Annotated in this window: 18 protein-coding genes; 14 read left to right on the top strand and 4 right to left on the bottom strand. The window is 72.8% G+C overall.

The window, feature by feature from the left end; genetic code table 11:
* The first annotated feature begins 2 nt into the window (after nt 1-2).
* The 3 genes from LUTJ29_RS0113645 (at nt 3) to LUTJ29_RS18200 (ending at nt 2,165) form a co-directional block, all read left to right on the top strand.
* A complete protein-coding gene (locus LUTJ29_RS0113645; protein ID WP_027073006.1) occupies nt 3-956 on the top strand; it encodes a LysR substrate-binding domain-containing protein in 954 nt (317 codons plus the stop codon).
* Between the two features lie 141 nt (nt 957-1,097).
* On the top strand, nt 1,098-1,511 hold the full coding sequence (rnk, locus tag LUTJ29_RS0113640) for a nucleoside diphosphate kinase regulator (protein ID WP_043741497.1): 414 nt from the start codon (nt 1,098-1,100) through the stop codon (nt 1,509-1,511).
* Between the two features lie 6 nt (nt 1,512-1,517).
* Nucleotides 1,518-2,165 (top strand): hypothetical protein, encoded by a 648-nt coding sequence (locus LUTJ29_RS18200; protein ID WP_051323025.1) that lies wholly within the window; start codon nt 1,518-1,520, stop codon nt 2,163-2,165.
* A gap of 144 nt (nt 2,166-2,309) precedes the next feature.
* On the opposite strand, the gene msrA is transcribed toward LUTJ29_RS18200, so the two are convergent.
* Together msrA and LUTJ29_RS18195 are read right to left on the bottom strand one after the other, a co-directional pair.
* Entirely contained in the window at nt 2,310-2,960 is a 651-nt protein-coding gene (msrA, locus tag LUTJ29_RS0113630; RefSeq protein ID WP_027073004.1) for a peptide-methionine (S)-S-oxide reductase MsrA, read from the bottom strand.
* Nucleotides 2,961-3,033: 73 nt separating this feature from the next.
* Nucleotides 3,034-5,304, bottom strand: coding sequence for a GGDEF domain-containing protein (locus tag LUTJ29_RS18195; RefSeq protein ID WP_084524884.1), 2,271 nt, complete (start codon nt 5,302-5,304; stop codon nt 3,034-3,036).
* Nucleotides 5,305-5,455: 151 nt separating this feature from the next.
* Here LUTJ29_RS18195 and LUTJ29_RS0113620 point away from each other — a divergent pair, with 151 nt between their 5' ends.
* The 6 genes from LUTJ29_RS0113620 to LUTJ29_RS0113595 all read left to right on the top strand — a co-directional run bounded on the left by LUTJ29_RS0113620 (nt 5,456) and on the right by LUTJ29_RS0113595 (nt 10,642).
* On the top strand, nt 5,456-7,219 hold the full coding sequence (locus LUTJ29_RS0113620) for a glutamine--tRNA ligase/YqeY domain fusion protein (protein ID WP_027073003.1): 1,764 nt from the start codon (nt 5,456-5,458) through the stop codon (nt 7,217-7,219).
* A 3-nt stretch (nt 7,220-7,222) separates the two neighbouring features.
* On the top strand, nt 7,223-7,570 hold the full coding sequence (locus tag LUTJ29_RS0113615) for a hypothetical protein (RefSeq protein WP_043741494.1): 348 nt from the start codon (nt 7,223-7,225) through the stop codon (nt 7,568-7,570).
* Nucleotides 7,570-8,145: a nucleoside deaminase gene (locus LUTJ29_RS0113610; protein ID WP_027073001.1), complete on the top strand. Its 576-nt coding sequence runs from the start codon at nt 7,570-7,572 to the stop codon at nt 8,143-8,145. Before LUTJ29_RS0113615 ends, LUTJ29_RS0113610 begins: the two co-directional genes overlap by 1 nt.
* A gap of 9 nt (nt 8,146-8,154) precedes the next feature.
* Complete coding sequence (rlmM, locus tag LUTJ29_RS0113605) at nt 8,155-9,210, top strand: 23S rRNA (cytidine(2498)-2'-O)-methyltransferase RlmM (RefSeq protein ID WP_027073000.1); 1,056 nt, start codon at nt 8,155-8,157, stop codon at nt 9,208-9,210.
* Between the two features lie 87 nt (nt 9,211-9,297).
* A complete protein-coding gene (locus tag LUTJ29_RS17530) occupies nt 9,298-9,639 on the top strand; it encodes a hypothetical protein (RefSeq protein ID WP_051323023.1) in 342 nt (113 codons plus the stop codon).
* A 61-nt stretch (nt 9,640-9,700) separates the two neighbouring features.
* Complete coding sequence (locus LUTJ29_RS0113595) at nt 9,701-10,642, top strand: DUF808 domain-containing protein (RefSeq protein ID WP_027072999.1); 942 nt, start codon at nt 9,701-9,703, stop codon at nt 10,640-10,642.
* On the opposite strand, the gene LUTJ29_RS0113590 is transcribed toward LUTJ29_RS0113595, so the two are convergent.
* A complete protein-coding gene (locus tag LUTJ29_RS0113590; protein ID WP_027072998.1) occupies nt 10,639-11,817 on the bottom strand; it encodes an FAD-dependent oxidoreductase in 1,179 nt (392 codons plus the stop codon). The two genes, LUTJ29_RS0113595 and LUTJ29_RS0113590, sit on opposite strands and share 4 nt — an antisense overlap.
* Nucleotides 11,814-13,025 carry a 2-octaprenyl-6-methoxyphenyl hydroxylase gene (ubiH, locus tag LUTJ29_RS0113585; protein WP_043741491.1) on the bottom strand — a complete coding sequence of 404 codons (1,212 nt, stop codon included), beginning with the start codon at nt 13,023-13,025 and terminating at the stop codon, nt 11,814-11,816. Before ubiH ends, LUTJ29_RS0113590 begins: the two co-directional genes overlap by 4 nt.
* Nucleotides 13,026-13,112: 87 nt before the next feature.
* Here ubiH and LUTJ29_RS0113580 point away from each other — a divergent pair, with 87 nt between their 5' ends.
* From LUTJ29_RS0113580 to LUTJ29_RS0113560, 5 genes are all read left to right on the top strand, one after another.
* On the top strand, nt 13,113-13,709 hold the full coding sequence (locus LUTJ29_RS0113580; protein WP_051323022.1) for a DUF6580 family putative transport protein: 597 nt from the start codon (nt 13,113-13,115) through the stop codon (nt 13,707-13,709).
* Nucleotides 13,710-13,725: 16 nt separating this feature from the next.
* Entirely contained in the window at nt 13,726-14,274 is a 549-nt protein-coding gene (locus tag LUTJ29_RS0113575; protein ID WP_027072995.1) for a cob(I)yrinic acid a,c-diamide adenosyltransferase, read from the top strand.
* A 12-nt stretch (nt 14,275-14,286) separates the two neighbouring features.
* A complete protein-coding gene (locus LUTJ29_RS0113570) occupies nt 14,287-15,222 on the top strand; it encodes a histone deacetylase family protein (protein WP_027072994.1) in 936 nt (311 codons plus the stop codon).
* Between the two features lie 112 nt (nt 15,223-15,334).
* On the top strand, nt 15,335-17,734 hold the full coding sequence (lptD, locus tag LUTJ29_RS0113565) for an LPS-assembly protein LptD (protein ID WP_027072993.1): 2,400 nt from the start codon (nt 15,335-15,337) through the stop codon (nt 17,732-17,734).
* A complete protein-coding gene (locus LUTJ29_RS0113560) occupies nt 17,731-19,029 on the top strand; it encodes a peptidylprolyl isomerase (RefSeq protein ID WP_027072992.1) in 1,299 nt (432 codons plus the stop codon). Before lptD ends, LUTJ29_RS0113560 begins: the two co-directional genes overlap by 4 nt.
* The last annotated feature ends 1 nt before the right edge of the window (nt 19,030 follow it).

Raw genomic sequence — 19,030 nt, 5'->3', positions numbered from 1 at the left:
CGATGAACCTGCGCGACCTGCGCTACCTGATCGCAGTCGCCGAACACCGGCATTTCGGGCGCGCGGCGGCGGCCAGCTTCGTCAGCCAGCCCACGCTCTCCACCCAGCTGCGCAAGCTGGAGGAGGAGCTGGGCGTGGCCCTGGTCGAACGCGCGCCGCGCAAGGTGATGCTGACCCCGATCGGGGTCGAGATCGTCGAGCGCGCGCGCCGCGTGGTGGCCGAGGTCGAGCAGATGAAGGAGGCCGCGCGGCGCAGCCAGCGGCCCGAGGCCGGCACGGTGCGCCTGGGGATCTTCCCCACCCTCGGCCCATACCTGCTGCCGCACGTGGTGCCCGGCATCCGCGACCGCTTCCCCGACCTGCAGCTGCTGCTGGTCGAGGAGAAGAGCGACGAGCTGCTCGCGCGCCTGCGCGACGGCCGGCTGGACGCCGCGATCCTCGCCCTGCCCGTGCACGACGACCAGCTACAGCACGAGTTCCTGTTCGAGGAACCCTTCGTGCTGGCGGTCCCCGAGCGGCACCCCCTGGCGGGGCGCGAGTCGCTGGGGGTGGGCGACCTGGCCAGCGAGAACCTGCTGCTGCTCGAGGACGGCCACTGCCTGCGCCGCCAGACCCTGGACGTGTGCCAGCTGGCCGGCGCCCACGAACGCAGCGAGTTCCGCGCCACCAGCCTCGAGACCCTGCGCCAGATGGTGGCCGCAAACGTCGGCATCACCCTGCTGCCGGCGCTCGCGGTGCAGCCGCCGGTCGCGCATCCGCCGGGCATCCGCCTGCTGCGGTTCAGCGACTCCCAGCCGAGCCGGCAGATCGCGCTGTTCTGGCGCCGCAGCTCGGCCATGTCTGGCTTCCTGTCGCGCCTGGCCGACGCGTTCCGGGCCCTCCCCCGGGAACTGCTCACGGCCCCGTCCGGTCCCGCCGACGGGGTCCGGCGCGCCTCCCCGCCCGACATGCTGTGACCGGGGCCGGCCGGGCCTCTTGAAGGCCCACGCGGGGGGCGCTACGGTAGTCCTACCAGAGCGGGCGACGCGCCGGACGCGCCGTCCGTTTTTCTTTATCGGTGAGCCGGACCACCGGCCATCCCGAACGGAGCCACGCACATGACTTCACCCACCAGCGGCGGAGTGCCGCCGCCGATCGTCGTTTCCCGCCGTGACGCAGCGCGCCTGGAAGCGCTGATCGACCAGCCCCGCTGGCAGAACGACAGGACCGCCTCGGCCCTGCTCGACGAGCTGACCCGCGCGGCGATCGTCGACGACGCCGACATGCCGGCCGACGTGGTCGGCATGAACTCGCGCGTGGAATGCGTCGACGAGAACAGCGGCGAACGCCACGAGCTCACCCTGGTGTTCCCGGGCGAGGCCGACGCGGGCGCCGGCAAGGTGTCGGTGTTCGCGCCGGTGGGCAGCGCCCTGCTCGGCCTGTCAGTGGGCCAGACCATCGACTGGACCACGCCCGAGGGCCGCGCGCTGCGCCTGCGCGTGACCCGGGTGAGCAGGGCCGCGCAGGACTGATCCTGGATGGGGCGCAGGCTGGCGCTGGCCGCGCTCCTGGCCGGCGCGACCGGCTGGTGGTACTCGCCCTGCTCGCCGCGCGTCCCGGGCGTCCCGGACCCCGCGCCCGGCAGCAACGCCTGCGCCCTGCCGCCCGGACGCGACCCGGCGGACGGCCCGCTGCAGACGGACGTCGACGACCGGATCGCGCCCTTCCGGTTCGGGGATGGCCAGGTCCGGCCGCTGGCCGGCTTCCGGATCCATGCGCGCGTGCTCGCGCGCGAGGACTACGCGACCGGTCGCGAGGCGCGCTTCTCCCCCACCGACCTCGCCCTGGGCTGGGGCCGGATGGGCGATGACGCGGTGCTCTCGCGACTGCGCATCACCCAGTCCGGACGCTGGTACCACTACCGTTGGTCGGGCGATCCGCCGATCCCGCGCGCGGAGATCGTCCGCAGCAGCGCGAACATGCACATGGTGCCGGCCGACGCCACGGTCGCGCGCGCACTGCGCCGCGTGCGCGAGGACGACCGGCTCCTGATCCGCGGCTGGCTGGTCAGGATCGAGACGCCCGACGGGTGGCGCTGGCGCAGTTCGCTCAGCCGCGAGGACTCCGGCAACGGCGCCTGCGAGCTGGTGTACGTCTGCGCGATCGAGGTGACCGGCACGCACTAACCCGCGCTGCGCTGGCTCCGCGCGGGCGGACGCCACGCCTGCCTGCGGTGGCGACCCGGTGGCGGTGCATGCGCAGGACGACGCACTTGCCCGGCAGTCGCGACATCTCCGCGCGGGCCGCGCATTCCAGCCCCATGATCCGCGCTACGCGCCGAGGCCGATCGGACAGGACACCCCGGTGCCGCCGATCCCGCAGTAGCCGTTCGGGTTCTTGGCCAGGTACTGCTGGTGGTAGTCCTCGGCGTAGTAGAAGGGCGGCGCGGCGGCGCGGATCTCGGTGGTGATGGTGCCGTATCCGGCCGCGGCCAACCGCGCCTGGTAGGCGTCGCGGCTGGCCAGCGCGAGCGCGTGCTGGTCGGCGTCGTAGCAGTAGATCGCCGAACGGTACTGGGTGCCGATGTCGCTGCCCTGGCGCATGCCCTGGGTCGGATCGTGATTCTCCCAGAACGTCGCCAGCAGGGTCTCGAACGCGAGCAGCCGCGGGTCGTACACCACCAGCACCACTTCGGCGTGCCCGGTCTGGCCGCTGCACACCTCCTGGTAGGTGGGGTTGGGCGTTTCGCCGCCGGCGTAGCCCGCGGCGGTCGAGAACACGCCGGGCATGCCCCAGAACCTGCGCTCCACGCCCCAGAAGCAGCCCATGCCGAACTGGATCCGCGCGTAGCCCTCGAAGCGGTCGCGCAGCGGGGTACCGAGCACATGGTGGCGATTGTCGAGCGGCATCTCCTCCGCGCGCCCGGGCAGGGCCTCGCCCGGCCGTGGCAGCCGCTGCTTCCAGGCACCGATTCCGATCATGGCCATGCTCCGCGTGGACGGGCGTCCATTCTGGGGCCGGGCCGCGCGACTTCAAACCGCGCGCGCGGCGCGCTCAGCGGAACACTGCGGGCGCCACCTGCACGCAATTGCGGCCATTGGCCTTGGCGGCGTACAGCGCGCGGTCGGCGCGGCCGAGCGTGGCTTCCGGGCCTTCCTCGTGCTCGAGCCGCGTCGCCACGCCGACGCTGACCGTGAGCCTGAGCGGGCGGCCGCCGCATTCGGGACGCAGCGCCTCGACCTCCATCCGCAGGTGCTCGGCCACCGCGCGCGCCGCCGCGCCGCCGCGACCGGGCAGGATCACGATGAACTCCTCGCCGCCGTATCGGCCGAACAGGTCGCCCTCCTGCAACCCGGCGCGCAGCGCGCGCGCCACCTCGCGCAGGCAGGCATCGCCGCAGGCATGTCCGAACCGGTCGTTGATCGACTTGAAGTGGTCCAGGTCGATGAAAAGCACCGACACCGGCTGGCCGCTGCGCGCGGCCTCGGCGAAGGTGCGGGTCAGCCAGTGGTCGATGGTCCGGCGGTTGAAGCTGCCGGTCAGCGCGTCGAGCTCGGCCGAGCGCCGCAGTTGCACCGCCGCCATCGCCTGGTCCAGGTGCAGCAGCGCCTGGCGCGCGAAGTCGCCGGCCAGCGACAGCTCCTCGGTGGCGAAGCCGTCGGCGCCGCGGCGCTGGAGCAGCACCGCGCCCCATGCCGGCGCCCGGATCGGCAACGGCACCACGGCTTCGATCGCCACCACCGAAGGATGGCCCGCCTCGGTCACCGGCTGCTGCAGGGTGATGCCGTTGGCCGCCTGCCGGCGCAGCGCCAGCTGCCTGCGGCCGATCTGGGCGCGCACCGCGTCGGTGTCGCCGACCGGGTCCACCAGCAGCACGTCCTGGCCGTGCAGCCCCTGGGCCACGACCACCAGCCGCTCGACCGCCAGCAGCGGACGCAACCGGTCGAGCAGCAACCGGAACGCCGACCAGGGGATGTCCTCGGGCGACAGCGAGCGCAGCCGCAGCTGGAGTTCCGACACCAGCTCCGAACGCGCGGCCTCGCGCTGCATCCGGCGCTCGGTGTCGGCGCGCGCCAGCAGCTCGCGGTCGCGCTGGCGGCGGTACTCCGCGATGCGGCCCACCAGGCCCACGGCCAGGATCGCCACCCCGGCCACGATCGCCAGCTGGTAGCCATAGCGCACCAGCACGCCGTCCAGGCGATGCCCGCGCGTGGACAGCTCGAGCAGGATCACCCCCGCCAGCGCCAGCACCGCCAGCGCGGCCAGCGGCAGCGCCATCAGCGTGCGCCTGCGCGCGGCATCGACCAGCAGGACCAGGCCCAGGACCAGCGCCAGGCCGAACGGCACCGTCTGCACCTGGGCGAGGACCCGCGCCAGCTGCGGCACGTTCACCAGGCACAGCGCCACCAGCCCGACCAGCGCCAGCGACACCCCGTCCACCAGCCCCTTCCAGCGCGGGCGCTGGTCGTCCATGCCGGCGTACTGCAGCAGCATCTGCAGCCAGGCCGCGCACAGCAGCATCACCAGCGCGACCACGCCCTGGCCGCGCCAGAACGCGAACAGCCGCAGGCCCGGCACCTGGTAGAGATGGCCGTTGATCGCCGAAAGGGCCGCCATCGCCACCACGGTGAAACCGAACAGGGCCAGGAACAGGCGGTCGCGCGCGGCCGAGTACAGCGCCAGCGACAGCAGACCGATCGTGAACAGGCTGGCGTAGATCGTCGCGCTGGCGGCGACCGCGTAGTGCTCCAGGTGCATGGCATGGCCCGCGTCCATCACCTGCGGATGCAACGCGCGCGGCGCGTCGCCGGTGCTGTGCAGTTCCAGCTCGACGGGACCCGACCACGACGCCGGCAGGTCGAACACGTAGCTGCCGGGCAGGACCCCCGCCTCGTGGCCGGGCTGGAAGAAGCCCTGCACCGGGCTGTGCCAGTCCCCTGCCTCCAGCCAGACCGCGTCGACCGCCTCGCGCTCCAGGCGCAACACCCAGCGCGCCTCCGGGTTCGCCGGCGGCAGCTCGAACCTCAGCACCGAGGCGGAATGGATGCTGCCCGGGGGAAGGCCGTCCGGCCGCTGCACGTCGGTCAGCGGCCCCACCCTGACGGGGACCCGGCCGCCCTCCGGCACCACGCCGGCCATGGCCACGGCGACCAGCCCCAGCAGCAGCAGGCAAATGGCGATCAGTCCCTCGTGGCGTCCGCCCGGGGCGTTGCGCTGGCTGCTCAGGGTCGTTCCTCCGGATTCGATGCCGCCCTTGGCCACCCACGATGCGCGGCCGGCGGTTCGCGGGCGCCGGCTGCCCGGCAACGGGGCGGTTTGGGACATTCCCAATCGTCCTGGGGGAGTGGTTAGCAAGCCTCGTGCCGACAATTGCGGCCGGCTGTCACATTATCAGACACCATTCACCCACCCGAACGCCACCCGGCCCGAACCGGGGGCTCGGCTACACTGTCGCCCTGTTCCCCACGCCCGTGCCATGAACCAGCCCGACCCGGTCTCCGACCCCCCTGCGACGGCCGCCCCCGGCGACGCCGGCCGCAACGACTTCATCCGCCAGATCGTCCGCGAGGACCTGGCCAGCGGCAGGCACACCGCGATCCGGACCCGCTTCCCGCCGGAGCCCAACGGCTACCTGCACATCGGCCACGCCAAGGCCATCTGCCTGGACTTCGGCATCGCCGAGGAGTTCGGCGGGCGCTGCAACCTGCGCTTCGACGACACCAACCCGGCCAGGGAAGATCCGGTCTTCGTCCAGGCCATCCAGGAGGACGTGCGCTGGCTGGGCTTCGACTGGGCCGAGCTGCGCCACGCCTCGGACTACTTCGAGGTCTATTACCTCGCCGCCGAGAAGCTGATCCGCCAGGGCGATGCCTTCGTCTGCGACCTCACCCCCGAGCAGGTGCGCCAGTACCGCGGCACCCTGACCGAACCTGGTCGCAATTCGCCCTTCCGCGACAGGTCGGTGGAAGAGAACCTGGACCTGTTCCGGCGCATGCGCGCCGGCGAGTTCCCCGACGGGTCGCGGACCCTGCGGGCGAAGATCGACATGGCCAGCGGCAACATCAACCTGCGCGATCCGGCCCTGTACCGGATCAAGCACATGCCGCACCCGATCGCGGGCGAGGGCTGGTGCATCTACCCGATGTACGACTTCGCCCATGCCCTGGGCGACGCCATCGAGGGCATCACCCACTCGCTGTGCACGCTGGAGTTCGAGGACCACCGTCCGCTGTACGACTGGTGCGTGGACCGCGTCGACCTGGCCGGCAATCCCGAGCTGCTGGCGCCGCTGGTTGCCAGGGGCCTGCCGAACGTGGCCGCCAAGCCGCGCCAGATCGAGTTCTCGCGGCTCAACATCAACTACACGGTGATGAGCAAGCGCAAGCTCACCCAGCTCGTCGCAGAGGGCCTGGTGGACGGCTGGGACGACCCGCGCATGTACACCCTGCAGGGCCTGCGCCGGCGCGGCTACACGCCGTCGGCGCTGCGCCTGTTCGTGGACCGGGTCGGGATCAGCAAGCAGAACTCGGTGATCGACTTCTCGGTGCTCGAGGGGGCGCTGCGCGAGGACCTCGACGCCGCCGCCCCGCGGCGCATGGCGGTGGTCGAGCCGCTCAGGCTGGTGCTGGCCAACCTGCCCGAAGACCACGAGGAGTCGCTGACGTTCGCCAACCATCCCAAGGACGAGTCGTTCGGCAGCCGCCGGGTGCCGTTCTCGCGCGAGGTGTGGATCGAACGCGAGGACTTCGCCGAAGTCCCGCCCAAGGGCTGGAAGCGGCTCGTGCCCGGCGGCGAAGTGCGCCTGCGCGGCGCCGGCATCGCCCGCGTGGACGAGGTGGTCAAGGACGCCGACGGCAACATCGTCGAACTTCGCGCTTGGCTCGACCCCGAATCGCGCCCCGGCATGGAAGGCGCCAACCGCAAGGTCAAGGGCACGATCCACTGGGTCAGCGCCCGGCACGCGGTGGAGGCGGAGATCCGGCTCTACGACCGGCTGTTCTCGGTCGCCGATCCGGACGACGAGAGCGGCGGCAGGACCTACCGCGACCACATCAATCCCGAGTCGCGCCGCACCGTGCGCGGCTACGTCGAGCCGGCCGCGGCCGCCGCGGCGCCGGAGCAGTCGTTCCAGTTCGAGCGGCTGGGCTACTTCGTCGCCGACCGCCGCGACCACCGCGCCGACCGGCCCGTGTTCAACCGCAGCGTGTCGCTGCGCGACACCTGGGCGGCGAAGGCCTGAGCGATGCCGCTGCGCGCCGCCCTCGTCGCGCTGTGCCTGGCCCTCGCCACCGTCGCCTGCGCGCCGGCGGGACCGGCAACGTCGGCAAGGCCGCCGGCGCCGGATGCCCTGCCGCAGCTCGACCGCAGCTGCCGCGTCGCCGCCGACTGCGAGGTCAAGAACGTGGGCAACTGCTGCGGCTACCAGCCGGCGTGCGTCAACCGCGGCGCCACGCCCGACCCGGACGCGGTGCGCGCCGAATGCGCGCGCAGGGGGATGGCCTCGGTGTGCGGCTGGCGCGAGATCCAGGCCTGCGACTGCGTGCAGGGCCGCTGCGAGTCCGTGCCGGGTCCGATCGGGAGGGAACGCTGATGCTGCCCGCCACCGTCCAGCTCGACCTGCCCGAATGGGCGCACGGGGTCGTGGACCCGGCGCGCACCTGGCCCGGCGACGAGGCCAAGGTGCGCCTGGCGATCGATCTGTCCCGGCGCAACATCGAGGCGCAGAGCGGCGGCCCGTTCGGTGCCGCGGTGTTCGATGCCGACGACCGGCTGGTCGCGATCGGCGTCAACCGGGTGCTGCCGCAGCACTGCTCGGTCGCGCACGCCGAAACCATGGCGCTGATGCTGGCCCAGCAGCACCTGGGACGCGCCCGGCTCAACCGCGACCTCGACGGCCTTCCCGTGGGCCGCTACGTGCTGGCGACCTCGGCCCAGCCCTGCTGCCAGTGCTACGGCGCGACCGTCTGGGCCGGCATCGACCGGCTGCTGATCGGCGCGCGATCGGCCGACGTCGAAGCACTCACCGAGTTCGACGAAGGCCCGCTGCCCGCCGACTGGCCGGGGGAGCTCGAGCGCCGCGGCATCGAAGTGGTGCGCGACATCGCGCGCGAGGCCGCGTGCGAGGTACTGGCCGCCTACGGCAGTTCCGGCGCGCGTCACTACTGAGGCGCGGTCGTGGACGGCCTGCTGTGCTGGTGCCGCGCCGGCTTCGAGCCGGACCTGGCGGCGGAACTCACCGACCGCGCCGCCGCGGCCGGCCTCTACGGACATGCGCGCGCCAACCGTGGCGACGGCTACGTGCTGTTCATCGGCGACGCGAGCCTGGACGATGCGCTGCCGTGGACGCGACTGGTGTTCGCGCGGCAGTCGCTGCGCCTGCTGGACGAACTGCGCGGCCTGGACCCGCGCGACCGGGTCACGCCGATCGTGGAGGCGGTTGCCGCGTCGCGTCCCGACGGCGGATACGGCGCGCTTCTGGTCGAACACCCGGATTCGGACGCGGGCAAGCCGCTGTCGGCGCTCGCCCGCAGTTTCGGCAACGCGCTGCGCCCCGCGCTGCGCCGGCGCGGCCTGCTCTCCGCGCAGGACCAGCCCGGGGCGATGCGGCTGCACGTGTGCTTCGCGGCCGGCGACCACGTGCTGCTGGCCGAATCCGATCCGGCGCGTTCGGCGCCATGGCCGATGGGCGTGCCGCGCCTGCGCCTGCACCCCGATGCACCGTCGCGTTCGGCCCTGAAGCTGGAGGAGGCACTGCTGACCCTGCTCGACGAGGACCAGCGCCGCGAGCACCTGCGGCCCGGGATGCGCGCCGCCGACCTCGGCGCCGCGCCGGGCGGCTGGACCTGGGTGCTGGTGCGCCACGGCCTGCACGTGACCGCGATCGACAACGGCCCGCTGCGCCCGCACGTGCTCGACTCCGGCCTGGTCGAGCACCTGCACGCCGACGGTTTCCGCTGGCAGCCGCCGCGCCCCCTGGACTGGATGGTGTGCGACATGGTCGAGCAGCCCTCGCGCGTGGCGCGGCGCATGGGCCAGTGGCTGCGCGAAGGCTGGTGCCGGTACACGATCTTCAACCTCAAGCTGCCGATGAAGAAGCGCTGGCTGGAGACGCAGCGCAGCCTGGCGATGTTCGAGGAGGAAGCCGGCCTGCCTCTGTTCGTGCGCGCGCGCCAGCTCTACCACGACCGCGAGGAGATCACGGTCCACGCGCGCCCCCGGACCGGGCGCTGAACGGACCGCTTCGCGCCCGCGCCGCTTGACGGGCGTTTCATCGCGGCGCGGCGAGCATGGCCTCGACCCAGCGTGAGGTACCGTGCGATGCATACCCGGATCCCCGGCCCCGCCGCCACCCTGTGCCTGCTTGCGGGAATCGCCGTCGCCGGCGCGCCGGCCATGGCCGCGCCTCCGGACCCGCCGGTCGCGGGCCGGCAGCGCGCCGAGGGCATCACGGTCCGGCAGGTGGCGCCCGACGTCTCCCTGCGCACCCGCGTCGCCGATCCCGCGCTACTGCAGGCCAGTCGCCGCTTCGACGCCCTCGACGCCAACGCCGACGGCGTGCTGGACCCGGACGAGGCCGAGGCCGGCACGTTGGACCGCCTGGACGCCGACGGCAACGGCCGCATCGACCGCGACGAATACACCGCGCAGGCGCGCCGCTGACGCGGGCGGCCGCCAGCCCGCCGCCCGCTACAATCGGCCGCCCCCCCCTTTCGGCCCGCCCATGGCCTCCAGCCTCCTCGTCCTGCTCGACGACATCGCCACGATCCTCGACGACGTGGCGGCGATGACCAAGGTCGCGGCGAAGAAGACCGCCGGCGTGCTCGGCGACGACCTCGCGCTCAACGCCGAGCAGGTCAGCGGCGTGCGCGCCGCGCGCGAGCTGCCCGTGGTCTGGGCGGTCGCCAAGGGCTCGATGGTCAACAAGGCGATCCTGGTCCCGGCCGCACTGGCGATCAGCGCCTTCCTGCCGTGGGCGGTGACCCCGCTGCTGATGGCCGGCGGCCTGTTCCTCTGCTACGAGGGCGTGGAGAAGGTGTGGCACAAGTTCTTCGCCCGCGAACGGGAAGCCGCGCACCACGCGGCGCACCTGCAGGCACTGGCGGCCTCGGACGCCGACCTGCTGGCGCGCGAGAAGGACAAGGTCAAGGGTGCCATCCGCACCGACTTCATCCTCTCGGCGGAGATCATCGTGATCTCGCTCGGCACCGTCGCCGGGAAGGATTTCCCGGTCCAGCTGGGCGTGCTCGCCGGCATCGCGGTGCTGATGACCGTCGGCGTGTACGGGCTGGTGGCCGCGATCGTGAAGCTCGACGACTTCGGCCTCTACCTCAACCGGTCGACCGGCGCGGCCACGCGCGCGATCGGGACCGCGATCCTGCGCGCCGCGCCGTGGCTGATGAAGGGACTTGCGATCGCCGGCACCGCGGCGATGTTCCTGGTCGGCGGCGGCATCCTGGTGCACGGCTTCCACGCCGTGTCGGAATGGGTCGAACACCAGGCGCTCGACGCGGCGGCCGTGCCCGGCATCGGCGTCGTGCTCGGCGCGATCACGCCGATGCTGATGAACGTCGTGGTCGGCGTGGTCGCGGGCGCGCTGGCGGTCGGCTGCGTGGCGCTGTTCCAGCGGCTGCGCCGGCCGCCGTCCGCCGACGCGGCCGCCTAGGCGCCGGCCGCGCGGCGCCAGAACAGGTCGACCAGCGGCGGCAGCCGCCCGGCCAGGCCGAGCAGGTGCCCGCGCAGCAGGGTCGGCACCGGCGCATCGTTCGAGAACAGCAGGTTGAGACCCTCGAAGGCATAGGCCGCCACCGCGCTGTCGCTGCGCCGCGCGCGCGCCCAGCGCGCCAGGCGGTGCGGCGCGTCCCACGCGCTGCCGCGGCCGCGGGCATCGGCGACCAGGTCGCGCAGCGCAGCGACGTCGCGCAGGCCCAGGTTCACGCCCTGCCCCGCCAGCGGGTGCACCGCGTGCGCCGCATCGCCCACCACCAGCACCCGGCCGGCGTGCTGGGCGTCGCTGAGCTGGCGCCGCAGCGGGAAGCCGGCCCGGCGGCCCACCGGGCGGATGTCTCCGAGCCTGGCGTCGAAGGCGATCGTGATCTCGCGGGCGAACGCAGCGTCGTCCAGGGCCAGCACGCGCGCCGCTTCGTCGGCCGGCAGGGTCCAGACGATCGAACACATGCCGTCCGCCCAGGGCAGCAGGGCCAGCGGTCCGGTCGGCAGGAAACGCTGCCACGCGGTGTCCTGGTGCGGCTGCGCAGGGCGCACGTAGCCGACGATGCCCTGTTGGCCGTAGTCGTGGCCGTCGGCGCCGATCCCGGCCATGCGCCGCAGCGGGGAGGCCGCGCCGTCGGCGGCGACCGCGACGCGCGCGGCCACGGTGGTCCCGTCCTCCAGGCGCAGCAGCGCGGACTCCTCGCCTTGTTCCAGCGCCTCGACGCGCGCCGGGCAGGACACGCGCACGCCGGCGCGGTCCAGCGCGCGCCACAGCACGTCCACCAGCAGACCGTTCTCGACGATCCAGCCGAGCTGCGGCCGGGCGAGCGCGTCGGCGTCGAACACGATCGGATCGCCGCCACCCGCATCCCAGACCTCCATGCGCCGGTAAGCCTGGGCGCGCGCGTCGCGCACGTCGGCCCAGGCGCCGAGCGAGTCGAGCAGCGCCACGTTGTCCGGAGCGAGCGCGTACACGCGCAGGTCGGGCTCCGCGGCCGACCACGGCGGCGGCCGCCTGGCCTCCAGCAGGCGCACGTCCAGTCCCTGGCGGGCCAGCGCGAGCGCGCAGGCCGCGCCGACCACGCCGCCCCCGACCACCGCCACGTCGTGGGGTTCGCGCCGCCTCATGCCGCCACCCCGCGGCACAGCGCGGGCACGTCGCCACGGTAACCCATCGCGCCGCCCGCCAGCAGGGCCTGCAGCGTCGGCACCCGGTCCAGGGCCAGCAGGCCGAGGCTGCGCAGCGGCCGCAACAGCGGCGCGTCGTTGGACGTCAGGCGCGCCAGTCCATCTGAAAACGCGAGGGTGCGCTCGCGGTCGTCCGCGCGCCGCGCGGCGTGGGCCTCCAGCACGGCGTCGCTGCCGGGGTCCTCCGCCTCCGCCAGCAGTTCGGCGAGGGTCAGCGCGTCGCGCAGCCCGAGGTTGAACCCCTGGGCGCCGATCGGATGGATGGTCTGGGCGGCGTTGCCCACCAGGACCGCGCGCTGCGCGATGGTGCGGTCGGCCACCACCCGCCGCAGCGGATAGGCGCTGCGCGGACCGGCCTCGAGCAGGCGTCCGGCGCGCCAGCCCAGGGCGCCCTGGACCCGGGCCAGGAAGCCGGCCTCGTCCAGCCGGGCCACGGCGTCGGCGTCGTCCGCGGCCACGCCGTGGACCAGGCCATGGGCCCCGTCGCCGCGCGGCAGCAGGGCGGTCGGGCCGTCCGCGCGCAGGCGTTCCCACGCGGTCCCGTCCGGAGCCCGCTGCGCACGCACCCGGGCCACGAACAGGTGCTGGCGGTAATCGTGCACCTCCGCGGCGATCCCCAGGGCCGCGCGCACCACGCTGTCGGTTCCGTCCGCCGCCACCACCAGGCGCGCGCGCAGGGTGGACTCGCCGGCCTCTCCCGCCAGGCGCACCTCGCGGATCCCGTCCGTGCAGGCCCCGAGACCCACGAAGCGCGCCGGGCGCAGCCGGCGCACGCGGCTGGTCGACGACAGGCGCGCTTCCAGCGCATCGCCGAAATCGCGCGCGACCACCACCTGGCCGAAGGCCTCGCGTCCGTAGTCGCGGGCGTCGAGCAGCACCCGGCCGAAGTCGCCCTCGCGGCTGGCGTGGATGCGGCGGATCGCGCCCGCCGGGATTCGCAGGTGCTGCAGCACCCCCAGCGCCGTGAGCGCGTTGACGCTGGCCTCGGCGAAGCTCAGGTTGCGCTGGTCGAACACCGCGGGCAAGGCGCCTGCCGGCGTGGTCTCGACCAGGGTGGCGCCGACGCCGGCGCGATCGAGGGCGATGGCGAGGCTGGCGCCCACCAGGCCGCCGCCGATGATCACCACCTGGTGGACGTCTGCGTGCATGCGCCGATGATACCGGCTCGCCCCGCCTCCCCCCGGCCGGGGCTGCGGTTAGAATGCGCCTGATCCCTCACGCAACGACGATCCGCCATGACCCGACCCGCTTCCGCCATCTCCCTCGCACCCGGCCCGCTCGTGCTGGCGGCGATGATCCTGCTGGCCGCGATGTCGCGCTGGCTGCCGCTGCCGCCCAACTTCGCCCCGATCGAGGCGATCGCCCTGTTCGGTGGCGCCTATTTCGCCAGCCGCCGCATGGCCGTGCTGGTGCCGGTGCTGGCGATGGTGGTGTCGGACCTGGGCCTGGGCCTGGCGCGCGGCGCCGTCTACCTCGACTACCTGACCTCGGCCGCCTACCTGCCGAGCCTGGCCGCCAACTACCTGTGCGTGCTCGCCACCGTCGCCCTGGCCTTCGGCCTGCGCGGCCGGGTCACGGGCGGCCGCGTGCTGGGCTACGCGCTCGCCGGCTCGGTGCTGTTCTTCCTGGTCAGCAATTTCGCGGTCTGGGTCACCGCCTTCGCGGTGCCCGGCTACCCGGCCTGCAGCGCGGGCCTGGTGCCCTGCTACGTCGCCGCGCTGCCGTTCTTCAAGACCACGCTCATCAGCACGCTGGCCTACTCGGCCCTGCTGTTCGGCGGCTTCGCCCTGCTGCGCAGCCGCCTGCCGGTGCTGCGCGCGCAAACCGTCTGAGCGGCGCCACGCCGCCATGGGCAACCGGCTGTCGAAGATCTACACCCGGACCGGCGACGACGGCAGTACCGGGCTGGGCGACGGCAGCCGGGTCGCCAAGGACTCGGCGCGGGTGGAGGCCTACGGCACCGTCGACGAGGCCAACTCGAGCATCGGCCTGCTGCTCGCCGCGACGCTGCCCGACGACGTGCGCGAACAGCTGACCGCGATCCAGCACCAGCTGTTCGACCTCGGCGGCGAGCTCTGCATCCCCGGCCACGCTGCGATCCACGACGCCGACGTCGAGCGCCTGGAAGCGTGGCTCGACCACCACAACGACACGCTGCCCCCGCTGAAGGACTTCATCCTGCCCGGCGGGGGCGAGGCCGCGGCGCGCTGCCATGTCGCGCGCACCGTGGTGCGCCGCGCCGAACGCGCCGCCGTGGCGCTTGCGCGCCAGGAAGCGGTGCGGCCGCAGGCGGTCCGCTACCTCAACCGCCTGTCCGACCTGCTGTTCGTGCTCGCCCGGGCGCTGGCGCGCCACGACGGGCACGGCGAAGTGCTCTGGCAGCACCAGAGACGCTAGGCCATGGCCCGCCTGCTCGGCTACACGCACCCGGCCTGCCTGGACCACGACACCGGCCTGGAACATCCCGAGTGCGCGGACCGGCTGGGCTCGGTGCTCGAGGCGGTGCACGACGCGTTCCCCGGCATCGAATGGATCGAGGCCCCGCGCGCCACCCGCGGCCAGCTGCTGCGGGTGCACGACGAACGCCTGCTGGCCACGGTCCTGAGCCCGCCCCCGCACGGCACGCTCCACCTCGACCCCGATACCGTGGTCTCGCCCGGCTCGCCCGAGGCGGCGCTTCGCGCAGCGGGCGCCGGCGTGGCGGCGGTCGACGCGGTCATGCACGGGGAAACCGACGTCGCGTTCTGCGCGGTACGTCCGCCCGGGCACCACGCCACGGTCGACGCGGCGATGGGATTCTGCCTGTTCAACAACATCGCCGTGTCCGCCGCGCACGCGCTCGACCGCTTCGGCCTCGGCCGGGTGGCGATCATCGACTTCGACGTCCACCACGGCAACGGCACCCAGGCCATCTTCGAGCACGACCCGCGGGTGCTGTACCTGAGTACCCACCAGGCCGGTATCTATCCGTGGTCGGGCGCCGGCAACGAGCGCGGCGCCGGCAACGTCGTGAACATGCCGCTGCCGGCCGGCGCCGGCGGCGGGGCGTTCCGCCAGGCCTGGCGCGAGGAGCTGCTGCCGGCGCTCCGGTCGTTCGAACCGCAACTGGTGCTGGTGTCGGCCGGGTTCGACGGCGACCGCCGCGACCCGATGGCCCAGTTCGACCTCGAACCGGCCGACTTCGGCTGGCTGACCGGGGAGCTCATGCGGGAGGCCGCGCACCACGCCCAGGGCCGGATCGTGTCGATGCTCGAGGGCGGCTACCACCTCGGGGCGCTGGCCGAGGGCGCGGTCGCCCATGTCGCCGCGCTGCTGGAGGCCGACGCGGGGACCGGGCCACGGTGAACGTTGCGGCGTCAACCCTCCCCGCAGCATGAACCGCGGTTGCCATCTGCATTGCCGCTGCACGGGGGTTCCGGCAAGCTAGCGGCCTTTCCGCCCCCCGGGATCCTGCCGCGTGCGTCCAGCATTCCGCCTGTTGCCCCTGCCGATCTGCATCGCGATGTCGCTGGCGGCCCATGCGGATGACGACATCCCGGTCGACTGGTCGCTGTGCCCGGTCGAGGACGCCGTCCCGCTGTTCCCCGACGCGCAGCCGCCGGTCGGCGCTCCCGCCGACCGCGACAGCCTGCCCACCGACATCCAGGGCGACCAGACCATCGGCATGGACGGCGGCATCTACAACGTCACCGGCAACGTGACGCTGCGCCGGGGCGACCAGTTCCTGGGTACCGACAGCATCGAGTTCTCGCAGGAGACCGGCACCTACGTCGCCACCGGCAACGTGCGCTACCAGGATTCGGGGATGCGCGTGGTGGCCGACCGCCTCGAGGGCGACCAGAACACCGATTCGCACCGCATCGACAACGTCAGCTACCAGCTGACAGAGCGCCGCGGCAACGGTGGTGCCGAGCGCATCGAGATGCAGGACTCCAGGGGCCGGATGTTCGAGTCCACGTACTCGACCTGCCCTCCCAGCCAGCGCTGGTGGGAACTGCGCGCGCAGCGCATCGACGTCGACACCGAGGAAGGCACCGGCGTGGCCCGCAACGCCACCCTGCGCATCGGCAAGGTGCCGGTACTGTACGTGCCGTGGCTGGCGTTCCCGATCGACGACCGCCGCCGCACCGGCCTGCTCTATCCCAACATCGGCGTGTCCAGCCGCAATGGCTTCGACTACACGCAGCCGGTCTATTTCAACCTGGCGCCAAACTACGACCTCACCCTGGAACCGCGCTGGATGAGCAAGCGCGGCCTGCAGCTCGGGACCGAGTTCCGCTACCTGTACCCGGGCGGGCGCGGCACCTTCGACCTGCAGCTGCTGCCGTCGGATGACCTGACCTGGCGCGACCGCGAGCGCGAAATCGACGAGGTCCCGATCGAAGAGAACCGTCGCAGGGAGGACCGCGGCGCGTTCCGCTATTCCGGAGTACACCGGTTCAATCGCAATTGGCGCGCCCGTGCGCGGCTGCACTGGCTCAGCGACCCGCGCTGGATCGAGGACGCGAGCAGCAGCATCGAAGGAGCATCGGTGTCCTCGCTCAAGAGCACGGTCGGCCTCTACGGGCGGGGACGGCATTGGAGCGCCCTGATCGAAGGCCAGTACCGGCATCTGGCCGACTACACCATCGACGAGAGCAGGCTGCCCTACAACCGCCTGCCACGGGCATCCTTCTCGTGGGAACAGCCCTTCGACGGCTGGCTGGTCGCGGGCGTGGACGCCGAGGCGACGCGCTTCACCCACATCGACAACGAGACGCGACCCAACGGCACCGAGACCAAGCCGGGCGGCAGCCGCCTGTTCCTCAAGCCGTGGGTGAGCATGCCCCTGGAAGGCTCGAGCTGGTTCGTCCGGCCGACGCTCGCGCTGCGCCACGTCCAGTACCGCCTCGACGAGGGTTTCGGCACCGATGACGAGTCGCCCTCCGCGAGCCACCCGATGGCATCGCTGGACGCGGGCCTGTTCTTCGACCGCGAGACCCGCTTCCGCGGCGAACGGTACCTGCACACGCTCGAGCCGCGGCTGTTCTACCTCAACGTGCCTTACCGCGACCAGGACGACTTCCCGCTGTTCGACACCCGGCCGATGACCTTCAGCTGGGGCCAGCTGTTCCGCGACAACCGCTACTCGGGCGGCGACCGCCAGGGCGACGCGAACCAGCTCACGGTGGCGCTGAGCACGCGCCTGATCCGCGAGTCCGACGGCCGCGAGAAGCTCTCGCTCAGCGCCGGCCAGATCCGCTACTTCGAGGACGCCCGGATCACGCTCGGCAACGAGGCGCCGATCAGCAAGGGCGAATCGGCCTGGGTGGTGGACGGGAGCTACGCCGTCAACGACCGCTGGACGGTCGGCGCCTCCTACCAGTGGAATCCGACCACCCGCCGCGAGGACCTGGCCACCATCCGCACCCGCTACCTGGTCGGCGACGACGGCATCATCAACTTCGCCTACCGCTATCGTAGAAGCGCGCTGCGCCAGACCGACCTGCTCGAGCAGGTGGACCTGTCGTTCCTGTACCCGATCAACCAGGCGTGGTCGGTGGTCGGCCGCTATTACTACTCGCTGCAGCACAACCAGGTGCTCGAGGGCATCGCCGGCGTGCAGTGGGAAAGCTGCTGCGTGGCGGCGCGCCTGGTGGCCCGCCGCTACCTGCGCAACACCCGTGGCGAGATGAACGACTCGATCCAGCTCGAGATCGAGCTCAAGGGCCTGGGCTCGGCCGGTCCGGACAACCGGAGCCGGCTGCGCCGTGCTATCCTCGGCTATCACCGAGACGACCTCTACCTCGTCCCGCCGTCGGAGCTGCAGGGCAGCGTGGACGACGACGACCAGCCTGCCGACGACTTCCTGCCATGAAGACCCGCATCGCCTTCCTGTGCGCCGCACTGCTGTTCGCGGCCTCCGCCCTCGCGCAACAGGTCCAGCCGCTGGAGCGCATCGTCGCGGTGGTGGACGAGGACGTGATCCTGCAGAGCGAACTCAACCGGGCGGTGGCCAACATCCTCGCCCAGTACGCCGACCGCCAGAACCAGCTGCCGCCGCGCCAGGTGCTCGAACGCCAGGTGCTCGAACGCCTGATCCTGATGAAACTGCAGACCACGCGCGCGGCCGAGACCGGCGTGCGCGTGGGCGACGCCGAGGTCGACAGCGCGATCAACGCGATCGCCCAGCAGAACAACCTCTCGCCCGACCAGCTGCGCCAGCAGCTGGCGCTGGAAGGCATGTCGATCGAGGACTTCCGCGCCTCGCTGCGCGACGAGATCATGATCCAGCGCCTGCGCCAGCGCTTCGCGCAGAGCCGGATCAGCGTGAGCGACGCCGAGGTCGACGCCGCGCTGGCCGCGCGCGCAGGTGCCCGCCAGTACCAGCTGGCGCACATCCTGGTCGCCCTGCCGGAGGGCGCCACGCCCGAGCAGATCGCCATCGGCCAGCAGAAGATCGACGGCATCAAGGGCCTGATCGACCGCGGCGAGATGGATTTCGCGGCTGCGGCGGTGCGCTACTCCGACAGCCCGAACGCGCTCGAGGGCGGCAACCTCGGCTGGCGCACCCTGGACGAGGTGCCGGTGGCCTTCGCCAACGCGATCCGGTCGATGTCGCCCGGCGAGGTGATCGGCCCGATCCGCGGCCCGAGCGGTTTCCAGCTGCTGCAGCTGGTGGACGTGCGCGATGCCGCGGCCTCCGGCCCGACGGTCACCCAGTACCACGCGCGCCACATCCTGGTGCGACCGGCCGAGGGCCCCGCGGGCGACAGCGAGGCCAAGGCCCGCATCGACGGCCTGCGCGCGCGCATCGCCGGCGGCGCGGATTTCGAGGCCGTGGCGCGCGAGAGCTCCGACGACACCATGAGCCGCGACGCCGGCGGCGACCTGGGCTGGTTCACCGAGGACGAGTTCGGCCCCGAGTTCGGCGGCCAGGTCGCGGCGCTCGCCGATGGCCAGGTGTCCGCGCCGTTCCGCACCCAGGCCGGCTGGCACATCGTGCAGCGGGTCGGCACCCGCCAGGCCAGCGTCGACGACGAGAACCGGCGCGCCCAGGTGCGCGAGTCGATCGGCCAGCGCAAGCTCGAGGACGAGTGGGACCGCTACTTGCGCGAAATGCGCGGCGAGGCCTACGTCGACATCCGCCTCGGCAACTCCGCCGGCGGCTGAC

This window comes from Luteimonas sp. J29 (assembly GCF_000472505.1).
In the GTDB taxonomy this organism is placed as follows: Bacteria; Pseudomonadota; Gammaproteobacteria; order Xanthomonadales; family Xanthomonadaceae; genus Luteimonas.
The sequence above is the reverse complement of the archived record's forward strand: the minus strand, read 5'-3'. Positions and strand labels throughout refer to the sequence as shown.